Here is a 15,856-nt window from a genome sequence, read left to right as displayed (position 1 = left end):
TATTTATATTATAAAACACACAGGAGTGAAACGAAAACAATGGAATTCGGTTTAGGATACATCGCAGTAGGACTCGCAGCAGGACTTGCATTACTTGGTGCAGGAATCGGTATTGGTAGAATTGGTGGATCAGTGGCAGAAAGCATTAGCCGCCAACCAGAAGCAGCGGGAAAGATCCAACTCGTTCTTTACGTAGCAGCAGGTATGATTGAAGGTGCAGCACTTTTCGCAGTGGTAATCGCTCTTCTTATCGCGCTCAAACTCAATGGCTCAATTGACAAAACAATTGGTGCTGGTGCCACTAAAGTAGAACAAGGACAATAGTCTTGGTACTCCTCGCGGCTTCCGGCTTCAATTTGCTGAAAGTCAATCCGGGTCTGGTCATCTGGACCCTGGTCACTTTCTCAGTTGTTGTCTTCGTTCTTAAAAAATTTGCATGGGACAAGATCCTTCATGCTCTCGAAGAACGTGCTTCCGGCATCCAAGGTGATATCAACAAAGCGGAATCTCTTCGTGTTGAAGCAGAAAAGTCTTTAAAAGAATATAAAGACCAACTCTTCAAAGCAACAGAAGAAGCACACAGAATTGTCGATGAAGCTAAGAAAGATGCAGTTGCTCTCCGCACTAAATTGACGGAAGAAGCACACAATGAAGTAAAGGGAATCAAAGACAATGCTGTTCGAGAAATCGAATTGGCAAAAGGCAGAGCCTTGTCTGAGTTACAAAACCAAATTGTGGAAATGTCCGTTCTCATCGCGAGTGAGATCTTGGAGAAACAATTGAAGAAGGAAGACTATGCTTCCTTTGTCGAAAAAGAGATCGCAAAACTCGATAAACTTAAAATAAAATGAGTCTGAACCAAATTTCAAAGGTTTACGCAACGGCACTTTTGGAGTTAGCTCAGGAAGCTAACTCACTTGAGTCAACGGAAGAGGAATTATCAAGTTTAGTTGATGTTTTCTTTTCCGATGATTCGATTCGCCATTATTTTCTTTCTCCGTTAGTTGATCCTTCTGAGAAAGAACAAACTGCCGCAAAGTCAGTTCAAGGGAAGGCATCAGAGTTTGTTGCCAACTTCATTACACTTGTGGTTCGTAAAAACAGGTTCCTTTACTTAAAGGATATTTTGGAAGATTACCGTGCAGGTGTGGACCGACTTAAAAATCGTAGTTCCCTTCGTATCGTTTCCAAAGAATCATTAGGTAAAGAAGCAGTAGATCGAATCACGAAGTCCATCGCTTCCAAGTTCGGACGTGAAATTCGTGTCACTGAACAAGTGGATCCAACCCTCATTGGTGGATTCAAAATTTATATAGACGACTTTTTAATCGATGCCTCAATCCGCGCAAAACTTGCCGGAACAAGAGAGGCTCTCCTCCAAAAGAAAATCCCAGTCGGAGCATTTGAATGAAAATTAAAACAGACGAAGTAACGTCGGTACTAAAACAAGAAATTAAAAACTTCAAGAAAGACCTTCAAGTTGAAGAAGTCGGAACAGTTCTCGAAGTCGGGGACGGGATTGCGAGAGTTTACGGACTCACAAACGTAATGTCAGGAGAGCTCGTTGAATTCCAAAACGGAGTTCGAGGCCAAGCCTTCAACTTAGAAGAAAATTCAGTTGGGGTTGTTATCTTTGGTGATTATATTAAAATCGAAGAAGGTTTCACAGTTAAACGTGTGGGAAAAATCTTCGAAGTTCCAGTAGGACCAGAACTTCTTGGTCGAGTGCTTAACCCTCTTGGGGAAGTGATCGATGGAAAAGGACCACTCAACGCGAAAAAAACAAGACCAGTTGAGTCTCCAGCTCCTGGAATCGCGATGAGAAAATCGGTTCATGAACCAATGCAAACAGGTATCAAAGCGATTGATGCGATGATCCCAATTGGACGTGGACAGAGAGAGCTCATCATTGGTGACCGTGGAACAGGAAAAACTTCCATCGCAATCGACACCATCATCAACCAAAAAGGGAAAGGTGTGATTTGCGTTTACGTAGCGATTGGACAAAAAGCATCTACTGTTGCTTCCACCATCGAAATGTTACGCGAAAAAGGTGCTCTTGAATACACGATCATCGTATCTGCTAACGCATCTGAACCAGCTCCTATGTTATACATTGCGCCTTACTCTGGTGCGACAATGGCTGAATACTTTATGTATGAAGAAGGAAAAGCAACTCTCGTTGTTTATGATGACCTTTCCAAACAGGCCGTTGCTTACCGACAAATGTCACTTTTACTTCGCCGCCCACCAGGTCGTGAAGCATACCCTGGGGACGTATTCTACCTTCACTCTCGTTTGCTTGAAAGAGCAGCGAAACTAGATGATAAATTTGGTGGTGGGTCAATGACTGCACTTCCGATCATCGAAACACAAGAAGGGGAAGTTTCGGCATACATTCCTACCAACGTAATTTCCATCACTGATGGTCAGATTTACCTCCAATCCAACCTTTTCGCATCGGGTCTTCGCCCTGCGGTGGATGTGGGAATTTCTGTATCACGGGTTGGATCTGCTGCGCAAATCAAAGCGATGAAAAAAGTAGCGGGAACACTCAAGTCAGATTTGGCTCAGTTCCGTGACTTAGAAGCGTTTGCACAGTTAGGAACAGAACTTGATCCAGTGACACAAGCTCAGCTTGATCGTGGTTACCGAGTTCTTGAAATTCTCAAACAACCAAATAACTCACCAACTCCGGTAGAAGAACAAGTGATTTCCATCTTCGCTGTAACAAAAGGATTCATGGATACAATTCCTACTGCAAAAGTAAGAGAATTCGAAGCCTTTCTTTTGAAAACAATGAGAGAGCAACACGCAGAAATTTTGGAAGAAATCAGAACTGCAAAAGAAGTAAAACAAGAAGCAGCTCTGCAAAAAACAATCAAATCGATTGTAGAACATTTTTTAGCAAAGAATAACTAAGGGGAAAGATCTTGGCGACACCGCGTGAGATAAAAAAGAGGATTAACTCGGTTAAAAATACGAGAAAAATCACTCGAACCATGGAGATGGTCTCCACGGCTAAGGCAAAAAAAGCCACTAACAAAGTAAATGCGGCGAAACCATACGCTGACTTAACACGTGAGTTAGTATCTTCTTTGTCTAGCCTTGCAGGGATCATTCACAGCCCTTACTTAAGGAAGCCGGATAAAATCCGTAAGGTCGCTATCCTTGCTATCGCCGCAAACCGTGGGTTATGCGGTGGTTTTAACTCCAATCTCCTTCGTATGGTCAAAAACCGTATCGAAGAGTTGAAGGCAAAAGGTGTGGAAGTAGAAGTCCATGCTGCAGGGAAAAAGGCGATCTCTTTCTTTAAATTTGCTAAAGTTGAATTGGTAACTTCATACACCAACATCGATGACAAAGCCGGAAGTAAAGAAGCGAATGACCTTGCTTCTTATTTTATGGAACGTTTTGCCAACGAATCGGTGGACTCTGTTGAAATCATTTCCACTCATTATTATTCAGCAGCAACTCAAAAGCCTGAGATAACTTCCGTTCTTCCGCTCCAAATGGAAGAAACGGGATCAAAAGGTTCGTCTGGTCCAGAAGTATTATATGAACCAGATCCAAAAACCATCTTAGAAAACTTACTACCAATGGTGATTAAAACTACATTTGTAAAAATCATATTGGAGTCTGTTGCTTCCGAACACATTGCACGTAGAGTTGCAATGAAAGCAGCTACAGATGCCGCTGGTGAGATGATCAAACTTCTGACACGTGGATACAACCGAGTTCGTCAGGCAAAAATTACGCAGGAAATTTCAGAAATCGTAGGGGGAGCGGAAGCCATCTCCTAACAAAGGTCTTTCGGAGTATATATGAATAAAGGTAAAATTAAACAAATCATCGGTTCGGTTTTGGACATCAGTTTTGATTCCGGCAATATGCCTGAGATCTACAATGCCGTAGAGATTAAATCAAAAGTTAACGGCAAAGATGTTACCATCACTGCAGAAGTGCAACAACACATTGGAGACAATACAGTTCGTGCGATCTCCCTTCAATCGACAGACGGTTTAAAACGTGGATTGGAAGTAGTGGATACTGGTGCTCCGATTTCTGTTCCAGTGGGAACAAAAACTTTAGGTCGTATCTTTAACGTGCTTGGAGAAGTCATCGATGAAATGGGTGATCTTCCAAAAGACGTTCAAACTCGTCCAATCCATAGAAATGCACCTTCTTATGAAGAAATTAAACCTAAAACTGAGATCTTTGAAACAGGGATTAAGGTAATCGACCTTCTCGCTCCTTATATTAAAGGGGGAAAAACAGGACTCTTCGGTGGTGCTGGGGTAGGTAAAACGGTTCTTATCCAAGAGCTTATCAATAACATCGCAAAACAACACGGTGGTTACTCTGTGTTCGCTGGTGTGGGTGAAAGAACTCGTGAAGGAAACGACCTTTGGCATGAAATGAAAGACTCTGGTGTAATCGACAAAACAGTTCTTTGTTTTGGTCAGATGAACGAACCACCAGGTGCACGTCTTCGTGTGGCTCTTTCTGCCTTGACAATGGCAGAAAACTTCCGTGACGAATCTGGATCTGATATCCTTCTATTCGTAGATAATATCTTCCGTTTCTCCCAAGCAGGTTCTGAAGTATCGGCCCTTCTTGGTCGTATGCCATCTGCGGTAGGTTACCAACCAACTCTTTCCACTGAGATGGGGGGACTACAAGAACGAATCACTTCCACAACAAGAGGTTCCATTACTTCTGTGCAAGCGATCTACGTTCCTGCCGACGACTTAACTGACCCGGCTCCTGCAACAGCGTTTACGCACTTAGATGCAACTACAGTTCTTTCTCGTGCGATTTCTGAAAAAGGGATTTACCCTGCTGTGGATCCACTCGATTCCACATCACGAATTATGAACCCACAAATCGTAGGGGAAGAACATTATAACACGGCACGTGAAGTACAAAGAATCCTTCAAAGATATAAAGACCTTCAAGATATCATTGCGATCCTTGGTATGGACGAACTTTCTGAGGATGACAAAATCCTTGTGGCTCGAGCTCGTCGTTTGGAGAAATTCCTCTCCCAACCATTCCACGTGGCAGAACAGTTCACTGGTCGACCTGGTAAGTATGTGAAGTTAGAAGACACAATCCGTTCCTTCAAAGGAATCATTGAAGGAAAGTATGACTCTCTTCCAGAACAAGCATTCTACATGGTCGGATCGATTGACGAAGTGATCGAAGCGGCGAAACAACTCAAAGGTTAATTCGGATGAGTAAAGAACTGACTTTAACAGTCATCTCGCCGGACAAAATCCTTTACCAAGGCAAGGCAGAATCAGTGATTCTGCCAGGTTCAGTGGGTTATTTTGGAATTCTCCCTGGGCATGCAACTCTTGTGTCACAACTCGATTTTGGCCTCATTAAGTTGCATACAGCAGGAAAAGAATTCCGAATCGCCATTGATGGTGGATTTTGTGAAGTGAGAAATGACCAAATCCGAGTGCTCACGGAAGGTGGGGATTCTGAAGACGATTTGACTCATGACCACGCCATCGAGCTCTTACAAGAAGCAGAATCTCTCCCAACCTCGAAAGAGAAAGAAAATCTCCTAAAGAAAGCAAAAGTTCGCATTTTACTGCACGAACGTTAATTTTTTTCCCCCCTTCTTGCCGAAAATAAACCAGAGGGGGATTTCCTTTGAATCCAATCTGGCTCAGACGAATGGTATTCTTGATTGTAATATTGTCTGGATTGGTGATCTTAAAGGAAAACCCTGATTTGCGAAAAAGAATCTATTCGGAAGCACCAATCCGTGTTAAAATTGAGGGACCCGTAGTGAACCCCGGAATTTATACACTTGATGCCGGTTCTAATGGAAACGATTTAATTGGGATCGCTGGTGGAACATTACCAGGGGCGCAAATCAAACTGGAGGACAGTATCTTGGAACAACCGTTAGAGGATGGCCAGATACTAAAATTGGGAAAACGGTAATCGAGGCGAATGGCGGATCAAGAACAGAATCAAAACGAAGATCTAGAAAACATCGAACCTATACTCGATGAAGACTCGTTTTCATTAGATTTGGATGATTTTGATATTGGTGAAGATGATTTAGATGTATCACCAGGAATTGAAGCACCAAACTTAGATGACATTTCCGCTTTTGACGATGAAGATGAATCAATTTCTGATTTAGTTGCTTCATCAGATGATTATGATGATATACTTGATATTGATTTAGACTCTGACTTAAATTTACTAGGGGAAGAAGATCCAATTTTGCATGATGAAGACATACATGCAGATTTTTCAGATTACGAAGAAGAATCCGAAAAAGACCATCATCCTAAACAGCCAACAAATTCACAAAACAAACAATCCATTGATTTGGATGATGAAGATTTAGAATTAGAATTTGATGATGATTTAATTGATCTCGATAAAGAGATTGAATCTATTTTAAATGGTGAAGATGGAATTTTAACTTCCAAAAAACAATCTACATCACCTGACGAAGAAGAAGATGGTCCAATATCTCTTTCATTAGAAGAATTGGAAAACATCACAGGTTCTCTACCAGAAGAAGAACATTCTGGATTACCAAATCGTGATCAAAATTTCCAAGACAATTTTGACGCAGAAAATACACTCATTGATGAACATTCTGATTTAGATCTTGATTTAGATGATTCAGAGATAGATACAACACTTGCTTTTGACGAAGAAGGCAAACCACAATTTGATTTAACAGACTACGACAATGAAGAAACCTTTGTCCCTCAAGATGATTTGGGACCCGGTGGAGACGAAGAAACTAGTTTCACATCATTAGTTGACCCAGAAGAAGAAGAATTATTCGGCCATAACAAAGAAGATGAAAATCTTACACTTTCAGATGAAGAGCTAGGCAGCATACTCGGTGCTGGTGGCGAAGCAAGTTTAGAAGAAACATTAGCTTCCGAAGAAGAGTTTTTAGCTACTGATGATCACGAAGATTTACCAAGTTTTACAGATGAAGATAGTAGTTTTGATCTGTTAGGTGGTGAGTTTGAGCCTGCTACCGATGATGAAACCACTTCAGAAGAAGAGGAGGAAGGTCCACTTACTCTTTCTTTAGAAGAATTGGAAAATATCTCTGGTGAAGTGAGCGCCGATGGTATGGACGATACAAGTTCTGATCTGCTCAGTGAAGAAATTGAAGATGAATCCATCACGCTAAGTGCAGACGAACTTGGTAGTATTATCGCCAATGATCCAATTGAAGAAGATGAAACTGAAGAAGAACATCATGAATTGGATACAGATCTAGGTGATGATTTTGGATTTGATTTTGGTGAACCTGAATCTGATGTTTCCGAACCTACAGAAGGATTGGAAGGTGAAATGGAAGGATTTGAATCTTCTTCAGAGGAAGAAGAGGAAGGACCAATTGCACTTTCTTTAGAAGAACTAGATTCCATTGCAGCCGAAGCTGAAGAAGTTTCAGATGAAGAATTAGTAGATAGTTTAGACCGCGCACCACTTCCATACGAAGAAGACTTAACACCAAAATCTGACCTATTGGCTGAAGAGGAAGAAGACGAATCCATTGCACTTTCAATGGAAGAGTTAGAGAACATTACCGCAACCGAAGAAGAAGATGATTCCTCGGAACATGGTGGAATGCCTGATCTTGAAGCAGAAATTGAACAAGAAGATGTCACACTTTCACCAGAAAGTTTAGATGCAATTTTAGGTGAAGAACTTCCAGGGGAAGGATTGGAAGACATTGCCAATTTACCTGAAGAAGAAGAGTTTACTCTTTCTGAACAGATTGATGAAGAACCGATTGCTGATTTCAATTTAGAACCAACAGAAGAAATATCCACTTCTGAATTTGACTTAGAGCCGATGGAAGACATCGACTTGGTGGAACATGAAGGAGAATCTGATTTTGGTGATTTATCCTCAGATGTTACAATCGATGATAGTTTTGACCTAACTCATGATCTTTCCCACGAAATAAGAACTCCTACTCTTGCTTCAGATGATTCGGAAGAATTTGAAGTTGATTTAGATGAGTATGCAATGGAGGGAAAACTTTCTCCACTGGAAGAATTACGTAAATCTGACGTATCAGCTCCTGCAACCAACAAAGAATCAGAAGATGCATTTGCGGAAGCAGGTGGTGACCATCTATCAGTTGGTGATCGTAAAAAAGTTCTCAGTTATCTTGATAACTTACTTGGCAATCTTCCAGATGAAGTCATTCGAGAATTCTCTAAGTCTCAATACTTTGAGTTATACAAAAAAATGATGAAAGAACTGGAGTTATAAAGTGGGACTTCTTGATCGTGCCGAAGAGATTAAAAAAACATCGGAAACAAAAGTATCCCAAACTCCATCTGCAAAAAAAGACACTCCATCCTTACTAAAAAAAGCGGAACATTTTCGGGATGAAGATCCTTCCCCTGGCCAAAATATTACCGAATCCATACCTGTTTCTGACACCGACTCAGATTGGTTAGATGAAGCAATCTCAGATTCACTTGCGACTGAAATTGGTGATTTACCAAGTCCAGATGGGGAAGAAGAATTTGACTTAAGTGATATTCCTGAACTTACAGATTCAGACTTTGGCGATTTAAGTGAAAGTCACGAGGATTGGAAAGAAAATCCAATTTCAAATTTAGAAGATGAATTGGATTCATTACATGAAGAATCAAATCCATATGAACCAGTTGCCTCAGATTCAGATTCTGAAGAAGAACCTGAGTTAGGTGACGATTTGATTGATCGTGATTATCACGATGATTTAAATGAAGCCGATGCACCTCTACCCGAAGTAAATCTTTTTGATGAATGGGAAAATGAGGCAAAAAAAGAAGCCGCAAAACAACCATTACGACCAGCAAAAGAAGATCCAGCACCCATCGGTGAAGAAGTATTATTCGATGATGAATCTGATTTTGGAACGGCACCAATGGCATATCATTTGGCTTCCAAAAAACGAATTGAGAATTACCAAGCAATCTTCGAGATCACAAAAGAAATTGCTTCTTCAAAAGAATTTTCAGATTTTTTTGATAACTTGGTTTATAGTTTAATTGGACAAGTAGGTTGTCACTCCGTTGTCATCTTAACATCAACAAATCCTAAAAATACAAAATGGGAAGCTGTCGCTGCACAAGGGATCACTTCAAAAGATGCTTGGTATCTCTCTCCTGGTGATGAAATTTATGCGAGGATTTCTGACTCTGAAACTGTTATTTATGCAGGCGAATTTAAATCTTCAAGATTACCAAATCGAGAATTAAACTTATTAAATGAGATGGGTTCAGAGATTCTTGTTCCAATTCGACATGGTGAAAAATGTTTCGGAGTATTATCGCTTGGAAAACTCATTAATGGTGAAGAATATATCACAGATGATTTAGAATTTGCGAAAATTGTAGGTGATATTGCAGGTTCAGTATTTGAGAGGGTATCCGAATTTGAATCGATTAATGATGATTTAGTACATGCAAAAGAAGTGATAGAAATCAATGAATCAGTTCTTCAATTTGCGCGTGATTTTTCGAAAGTGCGCAAAATGGACGAAGCTTATGATTTTTTAATCGATAACATTAAAAACAAATTGGGTGTTAAACAATTCTCTTTCTTGGTTCTTGATTCCGAAACAAGATCTGACTATATAGTTTTTGGATCGAATTTTATTTTGCCTGAAAGGACAAAAGATTTCAGACTCAGTAAGGACTCTGATATTGTTGGTATGGTATCTAATGTATCAGGAGTTTACAAACTTGAAAATTTTCGAGAAGATGCCGAACTCAAATCAATTTTTACAAATGACGAATTGGGAATCATGAGTGAATTTACAATTCTTCCAATCATCAACTTGAATTGGTTAGTTGGAATGGTCATCATTCACTCTACTGGATCTGCTTGGACTGACACAACTCGTGATGTTGCAGTTTCTATGCTTGAAACATCAGCTCCCGTTTTTGCTAACTTACTCATTCTGCAAGAAAAGGAAGCATTATTCCGTAATCCATTTAATCCTTTAGAATCTCGTATCCTTGCTGAGATGGAAAAAGCTTCTAGCCTTAAGGCTTCTTTTACTGTTTCGCTATTTAAAATTCAAAATGTTTCTAGAATGATCCATTTGGTTGGAACAGGAACATTTGCTAGATACGCAGATACTTTACGAAAAACGATGATGGACCATATTAGTGAACTGGATTTCTTCACAAGGGTAGGACAAGGGAAATTTGTTTTAGTTCTGCATGGGAAAGACAAAGAAGAAACAGATGTGGTAATTAAAAAGATCAAATCTTCCTTTGCTAAAAAAGAAGAAACAATCATCGGAAATTTCCGAGCAAGTTACCGAGTTTTGACCTTAGCATACCCTCATGATACCAAAGACAAAAACCAATTTTTGGAAATGGTAGAAGAAGCTTAATTTACCTTTGTGTTATTTAACTCACTCACTTTCGTCTTACACTTTTCTCTTTTTTATTTAATTTATTTTTATTCATCCTTCACCATTCGCAAAACATTATTAATCCTCTTTGGATTGTATTTTTACTCACAATGGGGGATCGTTGGGACAATTTTACTTATAGCTTCTATCATTTTTAATTTTCTTATGGGGATTCTCATTGATTCAAATGATTCGACACTTCGTAAGAGAATCTTTGTATTTGGTATCATTGCCAATATCCTGTATTTGGGAGTCTTTAAGTATTTTTTGTTTGTATGGGATATCTATTCTGATCTGAAAATTGAATTTGGAGGAGAATCACCTCTTTGGAAACCGAATCTATTATTGCCAATTGGAATTTCTTTTTATACCTTTCATAATATTAGTTATTTGATCGAGGTATATGATCACAGAATCAAAGTATGTAAAAACTTTTTTACCTTCGTATTATATGATTTATTTTTTCCGTTATTGTTGCTTGGACCAATTGAAAGACCAGGCAATTTAATCCCTCAATTTGAATCTGAAAAATTCATTTCAAAAGAAAAAATCTGGAATGGTCTTTCTCTATTTTGTTTTGGAGTATTCATCAAATCAAGCATTGCTGATCCTTTGTCTCGTTATGTGGGAACCATGGCAAGTTCCTTTGGAACTTTAGAGCCTGGAATCTTGTGGATTGTGGCTCCAAGCATTGCCTTCCAAGTGTATGCAGATTTTTTTGGATATTCGTTATGTGCTATGGGACTTGCCGAAATGTTGGGTTTTGAGCTCATGAACAATTTTAAAAGACCATTCTTTACTTCCAACCCATCAGAATTTTGGTCAAAGTGGCATATTTCTCTTTCTACATGGTTACGTGATTATGTTTATATTAAGTTAGGTGGGAATCGGCATGGATTTCTGAGAGAGAATTCTAATTTATTATTGGTTTGGTTTCTGACTGGGATTTGGCATGGGGCAGGTTACGGTTTTTTCATTTGGGGTTTGTATTTAGGAATTTGTTTGATTCTGTATCGAATTTTGAAACATATGGGTCTCACTCAATTCCAAAATCCATTCTTAAAAGTCCTGGGTATCCTTTTTACTTTTTATAGTTTTTCATTGGGTCTTCTTTTGTTTCGTATCAATTCGCCTTCCGAATCATTACTCATTGTTAAAAACTTACAACACATACCACATCCTTCCTTCATTCCTTATTCACTTTTATTGATTATCTTACCTTTAGTTTTATTTGATGTTTGGCAAGAGTGGAAGGGAACGGAAAGACCGAATTTTTTTGTGAATGAAACACCATATGTATTTGGTCTCTTATTTGTGATTGGATTTTGTTGGTTTTCATTAGTTTCACCTTTTGCTAAAGAAGATTTTTTTTATTTTCAATTTTAAACGGACAGTATCACATTCTTTAGAAATTTAACCAATGAAACTTCGATTTTTAATCCTTCTCTTATTTGTTATTTCATTACTGATGCATTTTACATGGAAGTATTTAGTTCCGTATTGTGATACAACTTCCATCTACTGGTATTTCGCAAAAGATCGAAACTGGAATCCAAAAGCAAAAATCTTAGTTTTAGGTGATAGTCAGATAGTCAGTGGGATTTTACCAGAAACGATTGCAGAGATTGAATCTGTTTCTTTGGACGAAGTTTTATTCCTACCAAAACCAAGCCAACAACCAGAGGGCATTTTGTCCGATACTCTTAGCATAACTAGTAAACTTCCCAATCTAAGAAAAGTATACGTTAACATCTCTCCTCTCAATACAAGTAAAAACTCGATCACAGATGCACACAAACAATTGTATTATTCTTTTGGTGGTTTTGAATTTCATCATATAACAGAACCCTTACTAAGGAAGGCATATTTTAGCAACCTAGCAGATCTAAGTTGGAAGTTTGTGATCCAAATGTTTCCCTATTTTGGACTCAGTTCCAATACAAATCGTATCTTTTATGATCCGATTGTGAAAGAAGATTTAAAAAGGAGAAGGTTAGAGTTTGATGCGATTCAAAATAGTATGAGACTCAAAAGTGGAGCTTGGATATGGAAATCAATAAATGATGATCCAACTTTAAAGGAAGGTGACAAGTTCCCAAATTTGGATACAACAATCCTTGCTGGGAAAAGAGAGTTATCAATTCAGTTGTGGGTCCAAACAATACAAGAATGGGAAAAACAAAAGTTAGAAGTTGTTATACTTAGAATTCCTTTTTCGCCTCAAATGGAAATGGATTTGGCAACTAAGAATGCAAATGGATTTACGGATTCATTATTTGATTGGATGGAAAAAACTCACTTCAAAAATCAAAGGGTTGTTTATGATTTTAGATCTAGTTTTTTAAAAGACTTTGGATATTTTGCGGATTTAACGCACCTCAACCAAAAAGGGAGAGATGCTTTTGGAAACTTGTTAAAAAATACCTTACTTGATCACACCAACTCGTCTGCCAAGGGCATGTAAGTTGATCCCCCAACCAATTCCAAGGAATTGTTTTGGTGTGAGAATTTCTTCTGTGCTTGGATCCCAAATATCTTTTACGAACGCTTCCGCAGAGATTTCAGTTCCGTAAGGAATCCCCCAGAAATTTTTATCTTCTTTGTATGACATAGTGCCCCCTCAATTTACCAAAGTTTAGGATTTTGAGGATTCTACCATAGTATAAAATTCTTGGAAATGATAGGCTGAATCATGGGGACCTGGACAAGCTTCTGGGTGGTACTGCACCGCCATCACAGGTAAACCTTTGGTTTTTAGACCTGCAACTGTATTGTCGAAAAGATTAATCCGCGTAATTGGCATATCAGCTGAAGATTCACCTAACACATGAAAGCCATGGTTTTGTGAAGTGATTTCAATTTTTCCTGTTTCTTCATTTCGCACAGGGTGGTTTCCACCTCTGTGACCAAACTTGAGTTTGGAGGTCTTTTTCCCAAGCGCAAGGCCTATGATTTGGTGTCCAAGGCAGATTCCAAACAATGGTTTTTTTGCATCCATAATTGTTTTTGCCGATTGAATTGCATAGTTTAATGGGGCAGGATCCCCAGGGCCATTGGATAAAAAGAAAGCATCAAATCCTTCCTTTAATAAATCTTCTGCATTTGTTTTGGCAGGGAATACATGTACATTAAACCCAGCAGAATCGAGTAAACGTAAGATGTTACGTTTGATTCCAAAATCATATACAGCTAGTTTGAATTTGCTTGGAGAATGGGCTCCAAAAACATATGGTTTTTCACATGTGACTACCTGTGCAAGGTCTTGGCCTTCCATACTAGGAGCATTTTTGACAGCTTCTAAAAAAGAATCTTCATACGTCTCACTGATAAAAATACCACAATTCATGGCACCAGAATTTCGAATAATACGTGTTAGTTTGCGAGTGTCAATCCCTTCGATAGCAGGCACTCCAAATCGGATTAAAAAATCACTGAGTGTTTCTTTGGATTGGAAATTGGAAGGACGTTTGACATACTCTTTGACAATGAGACCAGAGGATTGGATTCGATCTGATTCCATATCATCTGGATTAATTCCGTAGTTCCCAATCATAGGGTAGGTAAGTGTGACAAGTTGACCTTTGTAGGAAGGGTCAGTTAAAATTTCCTGATAGCCCGCCATAGAGGTATTAAAGACTACCTCGCCGATCGAATTCTTATTTGCACCGAAGGATCGGCCTTTCATGACCGTTCCGTTTGCTAAAACCAAAAAAGCCTGCATCAAATCCATTCCAAAGAATCATGCCAGGCTTGCGAACAAAAATTCATCAATCTTTTACATAATAACGTTTGATCCTGTCATAACGGTATTCCCCATCGATGGAGACGGCTTGCATTTGGGAAAGGGCATCTGCCATTTCTTGTGCTTCTGTAGGACTAATTGTGAGGTAAAACCTCCTTCCTCTGACGAGATAGACAATTTGACCTGTTGTTGGATCTGCCTCTACCACTTGGCCTTGGACGGTTTTAGTTTGGGAGGTACGGCTCGGAGAAGACACTTGGTACTTTTGGAATACGTGTGGTTTTCCCACACAGAGCCACGTATCGGAAGTGGGTGTGCTTTGTGTCGCTTTCCCTTCTACGTGAAGGTTCCCTTTTTGTTTCTTACCAAAACTAAGGGACATGGTATCTGGATCACAATGGATGGTTCGTTCACGTAAATTAGTAGAATCTAAAAAGACAAAATGTGAGTTCTCTCCTTCTGATTCCCAACTCAACAATTCGCCTGAAAAACGTATGATCTTTCTTTCTTTGGCGGTAAGGTTGGTAGAAAAAAGAACAAAAAGCCAAAGGAATCTGCAAATAAGGAAAAGTTGTTTAGACCGGGTTAGACTCATTCGAAATTCCACATTTAACACAATTTTCGTGAAGATTTAACAATTTTATTTGACAAATCTTATGAGAAGCACTAGTTTCATTGCAATTGTCGGTATGAACGACTGCTCACAGTATTCGTTTGTCCGCAGGAATGAAAAAAATTCAGGAAACACTCACTAAGGAGTAATCATCAAATGCTGAAATCTCTACGCTTTGGAATGATGGGGTTCTTACTTATGTGCTTGGCTGGCAGCCTTAGCGCACAATCTGGTCCTCGTTCTTATTTTATGGTCGGTCTTGGTATGCAATTTGACCTTGCACAACTCGGCGGAACCATTACAAAAGATGGTCTAGATTCTAGAAACCCACAATTGAGCGGAACTGGTGCTCCAACTGGTTCACTTCAAAAAGCTATTTACGCTGAAAACACTCTTATCAGTTTGAAACGAACAACTGGTGGTGCTGTTGGTGCAAAAACTAGCGGAGCTATGGTTGGTGGTAACGTAAACGTAGGTTACGAAAAAGAAGGAGTCTTCGGAGTTCCTAGCCTTTTCTGGAGAATCAACGTTAACTATACTACTAAAATCTCTGGTGGTGAAACATCTTCCACAGTTATGGGATACAAATGGTTAGACCAAGAGTGGCAATACACTGCTTGGACAGTTCCAACATACTTAGGTATCAAATTATACAATGCTGCAAATGACACTGCTGTTTACGTTGGAGCAGGGGTAAACTACTTCCACGGATGGTGGGGAGTTTCTGGAACAATCAATAACCCAGGACTTCAAACTTTCGCTCCTGGAATTTTAGGACCTGGTGGATCACTTCTTGGTGATGCTCCAAACCCTGGAATCAACAAAGAAAACGTACGTTTTGGTGCACACGGTTTTGGTTTAAACTGGCTTGTTGGTGCTCAAACAAAAGTAACTGACAAAGGTCACCTTTTCTTCGAATTGGAAACTATCCTTTCTGCAGGAATGGGCGTTGGTGGAGTTGCATCGGTTGGAGGAGCTTCTGCTCTTGCACCTTGGGTAGCATACCCAGTGGTAATCGGTGGACAAACTTACCGCGTAGGTTACAAAATCGAAATTTAATCAGTTAATC

Annotated in this window: 16 protein-coding genes; 13 read left to right on the top strand and 3 right to left on the bottom strand. The window is 39.4% G+C overall.

Translation table 11 applies throughout. The annotated features are described in order from the left end of the window. Positions 1-39: 39 nt before the first annotated feature. The 12 genes from atpE to ND855_RS12545 are packed head-to-tail and all read left to right on the top strand — an operon-like array spanning position 40 to position 12,896. Complete coding sequence (gene atpE / locus ND855_RS12600) at positions 40-324, top strand: ATP synthase F0 subunit C (RefSeq protein ID WP_002975055.1); 285 nt, start codon at positions 40-42, stop codon at positions 322-324. Between the two features lie 2 nt (positions 325-326). Continuing rightward, positions 327-851 (top strand): F0F1 ATP synthase subunit B, encoded by a 525-nt coding sequence (locus ND855_RS12595; protein ID WP_015677608.1) that lies wholly within the window; start codon positions 327-329, stop codon positions 849-851. Further along, positions 848-1,411: an ATP synthase F1 subunit delta gene (atpH, locus tag ND855_RS12590; RefSeq protein ID WP_265358613.1), complete on the top strand. Its 564-nt coding sequence runs from the start codon at positions 848-850 to the stop codon at positions 1,409-1,411. The genes ND855_RS12595 and atpH overlap by 4 nt, the downstream gene beginning before the upstream one ends. Beyond that, entirely contained in the window at positions 1,408-2,922 is a 1,515-nt protein-coding gene (gene atpA, locus ND855_RS12585) for a F0F1 ATP synthase subunit alpha (RefSeq protein ID WP_100726263.1), read from the top strand. The genes atpH and atpA overlap by 4 nt, the downstream gene beginning before the upstream one ends. Before the next feature lie 11 nt (positions 2,923-2,933). Beyond that, the gene (gene atpG, locus ND855_RS12580; RefSeq protein WP_265358612.1) at positions 2,934-3,803 is read left to right on the top strand and encodes an ATP synthase F1 subunit gamma; all 870 of its coding nucleotides are present in this window, start codon (positions 2,934-2,936) and stop codon (positions 3,801-3,803) included. 21 nt (positions 3,804-3,824) lie between these two features. Next, positions 3,825-5,231 carry a F0F1 ATP synthase subunit beta gene (gene atpD, locus ND855_RS12575; RefSeq protein WP_135687766.1) on the top strand — a complete coding sequence of 469 codons (1,407 nt, stop codon included), beginning with the start codon at positions 3,825-3,827 and terminating at the stop codon, positions 5,229-5,231. 5 nt (positions 5,232-5,236) lie between these two features. Then, positions 5,237-5,617 carry an ATP synthase F1 subunit epsilon gene (gene atpC, locus ND855_RS12570; protein ID WP_135593863.1) on the top strand — a complete coding sequence of 127 codons (381 nt, stop codon included), beginning with the start codon at positions 5,237-5,239 and terminating at the stop codon, positions 5,615-5,617. A 47-nt stretch (positions 5,618-5,664) separates the two neighbouring features. Further along, positions 5,665-5,961: a polysaccharide biosynthesis/export family protein gene (locus ND855_RS12565; RefSeq protein ID WP_265358611.1), complete on the top strand. Its 297-nt coding sequence runs from the start codon at positions 5,665-5,667 to the stop codon at positions 5,959-5,961. Between the two features lie 9 nt (positions 5,962-5,970). Then, a complete protein-coding gene (locus ND855_RS12560) occupies positions 5,971-8,286 on the top strand; it encodes a hypothetical protein (RefSeq protein ID WP_265358610.1) in 2,316 nt (771 codons plus the stop codon). 1 nt (position 8,287) lies between these two features. Beyond that, complete coding sequence (locus ND855_RS12555; protein ID WP_265358609.1) at positions 8,288-10,411, top strand: GAF domain-containing protein; 2,124 nt, start codon at positions 8,288-8,290, stop codon at positions 10,409-10,411. 9 nt (positions 10,412-10,420) lie between these two features. Continuing rightward, positions 10,421-11,818, top strand: coding sequence for an MBOAT family O-acyltransferase (locus tag ND855_RS12550; protein WP_265358608.1), 1,398 nt, complete (start codon positions 10,421-10,423; stop codon positions 11,816-11,818). Positions 11,819-11,852: 34 nt separating this feature from the next. Next, positions 11,853-12,896: a hypothetical protein gene (locus ND855_RS12545; protein ID WP_265358607.1), complete on the top strand. Its 1,044-nt coding sequence runs from the start codon at positions 11,853-11,855 to the stop codon at positions 12,894-12,896. Here the strand turns inward: ND855_RS12545 and ND855_RS12540 are convergent. The 3 genes from ND855_RS12540 to ND855_RS12530 are packed head-to-tail and all read right to left on the bottom strand — an operon-like array spanning position 12,858 to position 14,769. Then, positions 12,858-13,043, bottom strand: coding sequence for a DUF5808 domain-containing protein (locus ND855_RS12540; RefSeq protein ID WP_100716283.1), 186 nt, complete (start codon positions 13,041-13,043; stop codon positions 12,858-12,860). The genes ND855_RS12545 and ND855_RS12540 overlap by 39 nt on opposite strands. Positions 13,044-13,067: 24 nt before the next feature. After that, on the bottom strand, positions 13,068-14,153 hold the full coding sequence (gene carA, locus ND855_RS12535; protein WP_265355904.1) for a glutamine-hydrolyzing carbamoyl-phosphate synthase small subunit: 1,086 nt from the start codon (positions 14,151-14,153) through the stop codon (positions 13,068-13,070). 46 nt (positions 14,154-14,199) lie between these two features. Beyond that, positions 14,200-14,769, bottom strand: coding sequence for a hypothetical protein (locus ND855_RS12530; protein WP_265358606.1), 570 nt, complete (start codon positions 14,767-14,769; stop codon positions 14,200-14,202). 174 nt (positions 14,770-14,943) lie between these two features. On the opposite strand from ND855_RS12530, the gene ND855_RS12525 reads away from it, so the two are divergent. Then, complete coding sequence (locus tag ND855_RS12525) at positions 14,944-15,846, top strand: porin OmpL1 (protein WP_100716286.1); 903 nt, start codon at positions 14,944-14,946, stop codon at positions 15,844-15,846. Positions 15,847-15,856: the final 10 nt, after the last annotated feature.

It is taken from the genome of Leptospira paudalimensis, assembly GCF_026151345.1.
GTDB lineage: Bacteria > Spirochaetota > Leptospiria > Leptospirales > Leptospiraceae > Leptospira_A > Leptospira_A paudalimensis.
The sequence above is the reverse complement of the archived record's forward strand: the minus strand, read 5'-3'. Positions and strand labels throughout refer to the sequence as shown.